We start from the raw sequence: 6,095 nt of genomic DNA, 5'->3' as shown, positions 1-6,095 counted from the left end.
CCGAATGCCGCTTCCGAACAACATTCAGTCTCAAACTCGATTTTGACCCGCTGTCTTAATGCAGCAAGTTTTGCAAGATGAGTCGGGCGTACTATACGTGAAAATTCGCTTCTTTCTGGACCTCAGACCTGAGTTGCTTCACTTTAGTGTCCCGGTCCTGGCCTGAAATTCTCGACGTTTTCGATCAACTTCGCGGCCGATGCCGGAAGCTCGGGTGGGAACACGAGCTCGTGACCATCGATCTCGCCCACGAACTCACGCAGCGGCCGCAGCGTGGTCACGATCTTCTTCAAGGACATCCCCGTGGCTTCCTGCATGAACCTCGATACGGCCAACGCCGTGAACACAACCGTCAGGTGCGCCTCGATCGCGTCACGAGTGCGATGGAAGATCGGGCGGGCTCGAAGGTCGGTCTTCGACATCCGAATTGACTGCTCGACATGCCACAGGTCATGATAAGAACCAACGACGTCGTTGGCCGACATCACGTTCGCGGCGATGTTCGTGACGTAGCCTTTCCAGCCGGCCAACCCGACGGCCTTGTCATAACCAGCCTCATCAAAGACCTTAGTCGACCCCTTGGCTTTGACGAACCGTGCTGCTTTCGGTTTCGAATCCCCATCGATGATTCGCATCGCGCGGTTGCGTTGCAGATTCAGCGTCTCCCGGTCCCTCACGGCTCGTTTCCGCCTGTATTGCCACACTGCCCGCCAAGCGTGCGGATGGTCTTCAGGTGACCATACAGGTTCGGCACGAGTCAGCGTCCGGTTCTTATTCAACGCGACGGTGGCCCTTGGGGTCAGGGTATCGACGAGCTGCCCGTCGTCGGTGTTCGTGCCGTTCCAGGTGAAGAAGGTCGCCAGATCATTCGGTGCCTTCGTCTGCCGTGAGCCCACGATGAATCTCAGCCCTGCGTCATCGATGGCCTTCAGGTTCGCAGCTGAGAGCATTCCAGCATCAGCGACGATGACCATATCGGTAACCCCGTGACGGTCCTGGAATCCCTTGACGATCGGGATCATCGTGAACGTCTCTGCCTTGTTGCCTTCGAAACAGCCGATCTCTAACGGGAACCCGGTCCGGTCGACGAGGAGGCCGACAACGATCTGCGGGTCGACTCGTCGTTCTTTGGAATAGCCGACCTTGCGCAGTTCGTCTTCTTTCTCTGCCTCAAAATAGAGAGTCGTCACGTCGTAGAGAATCAAAGAGATCCCTGTCGTCGCGACCGAATAGTCGAAGCACTTCTCCGCGATGGTTTCTCGGTACGCATCAGCATTGACTCGCTGCAGGCACCGGGTGAACGTGCTGCGATGTTTGGTATCGGCCCCGAGCTCGTCAAGGACTCGAATGCTGTCGGACTTCGATGTGGGTTCGACGATGCGAGCGAGGACGAGCTGGAAGAAGGCTTCGTCATCAACGACGCGGAAGCCGAGCCTGTCGTAGGCAGTGCGGATCGTATCGATAAGCAGACGCGATGCCGATCCCTTCACACGTCGACGCGAACCAGCAGAGACCTTATTTCCGGTGTCGAGGTCCAAAGACAGTTGTCCGGGGGACTCGTTGATTCTCTCGCGACCGGCTTCTTCGAGAGCTGCTAACGGTGCCGGGGTGTGGGCGGAGCCGAGGTGTTCAATAACGGTGAGTTTGCCGTGGCGTTTCGTCACGATCTGGACCGCGGTTGCCCCGGACGCGGTCGGGACTTTCCTCAGTCGCAGGCTCATACACCCATTCTACGGACTCGTTTAGTGTCCCGATTTCGCGCATATCAGCACTCTCACCAGCACCGACGCCGAATCACAACTCAAAATCAGGCCAAGTGAAGCAAGTCAGGTTCGCACCCGCGTCGGTTTGCTTACCGGCAAGCAGAAGCACCGCCTCAACTCGGTCTTCGCCGCCGACAATCATGCTGCCCTGTTGGTGTGTTGGCAGTTCTATCAAGACACGATCGCCGCCTATGCTGCCCCACCGAGCAAAGGTAAGAAGCTCATGAACCGACTCATCGACACCCTGACAGGAACGATTCCTGATGAGCTCAAAGAACTCCGGAGCCTGAGGGCAACCTTCCAACGTCGTCTGGCCGATATCCTGGCCTACTTCGATCATCCTGGAACCTCGAACGGGCCAATCGAAGCGATCAACGGCAGACTCGAACATCTGCGCGGTATCGCACTGGGGTTCCGCAACCGGGGCAACTACCTGATCCGTTCTCTGCTCCACGCTGGAGGACTGGGACCTCTTCTACAGCCCTATTTATGAAGAGCCGTGTAAGCTCGCTTCACACGTGCCAACATAATACATCACTAAAACACTCGTTCATATACCTGAATGGCGAGTCGCTATTGCTCAACTTTCATGATTTCCCGGAGATTCGTCATTAGCATCACACTGTTTCGCTGTTTCGAGCACGCCCTATACGGGACATGCCCCGGGTTTGGTAGTTATGCATGCACAACACCATGAGCAAGCCTGGCCAACTCTAGGTTAATGAGAGGTCTTCTACATCTATTTGTTAGCAACTGACGCTAGGGCAGGTTTCTGAAACAATAATAGGCGGCTTCGTAGATCTAGATACTCAACGTCGACGCGACTGTCGAAGTGGTAAGACTTCGTCGTATAGTTCAGCACAATTTATACGCCCCTGCGCATTACCTGTACCGCCGGTCCAATTTCTCTTTAACCTTTCGGGAACATTTGCGTCGGAATAGAAATAGATTCGCTTCTCCGGCCCCCAAGCGCCTTGATGCTGATTTTGTTCGTCGCGGAATTCTATGTCTGTTGAATTTATGAGATATTCAAATGCTTCTAGCTTTTCTTCTTCGTTGAGAAACTGGACTTGCCTGTTCTTACCGTAGATCAGTTTACTCATATCAACATCCTCGTCGACGATTCAGTCTTTCCTGTCTGGCCCACTGTATCATGGCACTTATTTCACGGCGCGCCACTGCGTTGAATTCGAGTTCAGGAGAGCCGGCCATTTGAATAGACCTGAACTTCATCAGGGGAGATGCCTCGTGTATTTCCGAAAGGGCTACCCGTTGTTTTGGCTAGCATCTTGTTTATGTATTTTCAATATTCAAGTCAGTTTCGGAAGACACAATCGAAAGGTTGTGCTACAGTCCGGTCTCTCTCAATTCCGAAGCGCTCCTCTGGAATTCGGGCTGTTCGGCTTCAATCCGCTCCGCTTGCTCCATGAGCAAAACTCGGTTGAGCACCTGTCTCCTCCCAGTGCTGGAATATGGTTTCGTCACAGTCGCAGGACCAGCGTGCTGAATCTTCTCCAGGCGCCGGACAGTTCGACCACCACAAGCTGCTGTGCGTACGGGACCTATCGTAAACACACTTGCTGTCCAGATTTGCATTGTAGCGATCTTGCACCCCGCCACTTTCAGGCGAGGCCAAGTGCTTCACCGTGGAAAATCACTATACGATGCCACCCCTCGATTCGAAAGAGTCTCGCAGGAGTAACCTCGGTGCATGTGACACCGTGGTCTTTCGGATCTCGTACGGATCCATAGCTTTTAGGTTCCGTCTCGCGTGTAACCACATCGTTAAGGCCATCGATTTCTAACCACCCTATGACTGCGTAGAAGTTCGCGGACTTCGCGGCCAGCGGGACCTTATCCCGTCCGTACCCAGTGTTGCTAAGGAATCAAACTTCGCACGAGTGCGCAGTCGTGCTGAGATGGGGCCCGCCCTTTCAGCACACTTGAGAGGCTGGATAGAGAACTGCCGAGACCCACACAATCCGGACCCCGTTGAAACATGGGCGCCGTGCTTAGGTACTCCACACATTTCACCCAACGGCTGCTCTGGAATTCTCCATGTTGGTACAGATCGATGAGATAAATTTCAGCCTCGAGATTCCAGTTCCCGTCTAATCAAAATGGGATTCTCTTTGAGTTCATCTTTCTTTAACCCGTAACCTGTCTCAACAACGTGTGCAAACTCTTTGATTTTATAAAATTTGTCTTTAGCGGATTCGCTATCTTCGACATGTTCCAATTTCTTTAACAGAAGAGTCCGCTGGTAGGATTTATCTATTTTGTTGGTTTTATTATTTGGGTGGGCGCGAAGTTTATGCTCATTGGGTGTCAGTAGAATTAGATTCTCCGGCACGCTCGCTAGGCTTGGGAATTCACTTCGGGGGAAAATATGGTGCACCTGTGTTGCCGGAAACTCTCCAGAGATCTCAGAAACGCCCTGGTGCCGCTCGCGAACACTCTTCTTGGCTTGAGACACTCGGTATTCGCGCCTGTCCTCAAGACTCTGAAAACGCTGTTCCGCTCGCTCTTTACGACTGGTCGTTGACGATCGATTCAGCTTCTTATCGCGGGTGTTTATCCGTCCATACCGCAGGTCCATCATAGAAACACTGGTCTTCGAAACACGCCCCATAGCCGAACCACTCATGTTCCACCTAATTGCCAATGGATTCAGAATTTTGGGGAATATTCTCCGTGGGTCAAGGCCGCTATTGGCGCCTTTCTTCCCAGCACCCATATGCTGTCGGGCGAAGCCGAGGAACCGTTTCATCAATACCGAGTATGCTTCGTCGTCCTGTTCGGAATCTCTGAATTCGTGAAATATCCACAAAGCTCCCGTCTGACCAAAAGTTTCTATGATATACTCCGTAATGAACGCCAGGCACCTTCGTTCGTCATTGGCAAGCATTTTCACAATGCGCATATTGTTGATCGAGAAGTAGAAGGTGTTTCCGCGTTTTTGCTCGTTCAGCACTCCCGAATAACTCAACATTTTCAGCGAGTGCATGAACAATTTGTTATTTTCATTTTTGGTAAAAGACGAAGATGCTTTGTTAAGTTCAATAGCTAACGCGCGTCGCGCTTCGTCTTCGCGCTGCAGTCCTGGGTTGGAGAATTCAACGCCCTCGCCGTATAGATCTATAATCAGCGCTGTAGTTAGTGATAAAAGGTCCGGAGTGCATTTCTGATCTATGAATCGCGTATATGGGCGTTGCCTGAGATCCAATAGTCGTCTGGACAAAGCTTCTTCAATTGTCGAGCCCAATTCTTGCACCTCTCACTTTCTCACAAAGTTTTCAACTCTATACGCTATTTGGTTCGAATGACCTGTGCGCATTTTTCGCGATTCGGCTAATCGAGCTACGCGTTAAATTTCCTGCCTAGTTTGCATTCCCGTCTACGTCATAGTAGTGCAGAATCAATATCGCTACTGCTCAATCTCTGCTGGAAGAAGACAAATGCTGGATCACGCCATCAAGCCACATCTGCTGTGATTTTAGCATACTAACACCGCGCAGTTCGGTAGTGAACACCCGGAACGCTTCTTATAGGTGGAACCACATTGGGTAAATCGATAAGCTTTGCTGGGGCTCCGGTATCTACCCTGTGTATTGCTGAACTCGGTCTAACTGGGTTGCCGACACTGGGTTTTTGTCCTGAGAAGAAGAGTTTCGGCAGCCTTCAGGTTCGACTTTGTCCGCTTGCTAGGACCTTGACCGACCGTTGGTATCGAGGGTGGGGGTCCGAATCAAGTGCGAAGTTTCTATATTCTAGTTTGTTGGATTGCATTTAGCTCAGACGTACGTCTTGTGTTTACGTTGCTTATCGAAGTGTGGTTCTATCTACGAGGGCATCGGCCCACTCGCTATCGATCGTTCGTGTTCCGGTGTTCTCATCTTCGACGGTGAAGCTAGCACCAGATGCGACTTCCGTGTGTACACGGGGACCTCAGGCATGGGTATTGCAGAACGCACTCGCTACTTCTACCTCGTAGAACAGAGCGAATCGACCGACCCCGAACGCCTGCAGAACATATGCGAACAACGGCAACGCTCGATTGATCAGATTCATCATGACCTCAGGCCCGCACTCTCTGCCACCCGATCGCTGCGGTCTAGGGCATGTCTCCTTTATTGGCGGAGCCAGGTCAGGATCGCGCCGAGCACGACGGCCGCTCGATAGGTGATGGCGAGCTTGTCGTATCTCGTCGCCAGCCCTCGCCATTGCTTGACGTAGGCAAACGAACGCTCCACGACGTTGCGGTTCCGATAGACACCAGCATCGAACGCTGGCGGGCGTCCGCCTTTGTTGCCGTGATGAGCGTGCCCGCCT

The 6,095-nt window shown here is 52.5% G+C and carries 4 protein-coding genes and 1 pseudogene; 1 reads left to right on the top strand and 4 read right to left on the bottom strand.

Translation table 11 applies throughout. From position 1 onward, the window contains the following. Nucleotides 1–143 precede the first annotated feature (143 nt). Nucleotides 144–1,721 (bottom strand): IS1634 family transposase, encoded by a 1,578-nt coding sequence (locus AD89_RS0117150; RefSeq protein WP_025780818.1) that lies wholly within the window; start codon nt 1,719–1,721, stop codon nt 144–146. 109 nt (nt 1,722–1,830) lie between these two features. Here AD89_RS0117150 and AD89_RS0117145 point away from each other — a divergent pair. Further along, nucleotides 1,831–2,256: pseudogene (locus AD89_RS0117145) on the top strand (ISL3 family transposase); the annotation flags it as partial. Nucleotides 2,257–2,572: 316 nt separating this feature from the next. Here the strand turns inward: AD89_RS0117145 and AD89_RS19780 are convergent. From AD89_RS19780 to AD89_RS0117130, 3 genes are all read right to left on the bottom strand, one after another. After that, entirely contained in the window at nt 2,573–2,866 is a 294-nt protein-coding gene (locus AD89_RS19780; RefSeq protein ID WP_081770527.1) for a hypothetical protein, read from the bottom strand. Nucleotides 2,867–3,849: 983 nt separating this feature from the next. Then, nucleotides 3,850–5,037, bottom strand: coding sequence for an HNH endonuclease signature motif containing protein (locus tag AD89_RS0117135; RefSeq protein WP_155807507.1), 1,188 nt, complete (start codon nt 5,035–5,037; stop codon nt 3,850–3,852). Nucleotides 5,038–5,893: 856 nt separating this feature from the next. After that, nucleotides 5,894–6,095: IS5/IS1182 family transposase (locus AD89_RS0117130; protein ID WP_025780813.1), on the bottom strand; the 202-nt coding region annotated here is incomplete at its 5' end.

The organism is Brevibacterium sp. VCM10 (assembly GCF_000583215.1).
GTDB classification, from domain to species: Bacteria; Actinomycetota; Actinomycetes; order Actinomycetales; family Brevibacteriaceae; genus Brevibacterium; species Brevibacterium linens.
Note: the sequence above shows the minus strand (reverse complement) of the source record. Positions and strands in the feature narration are given on the sequence as shown.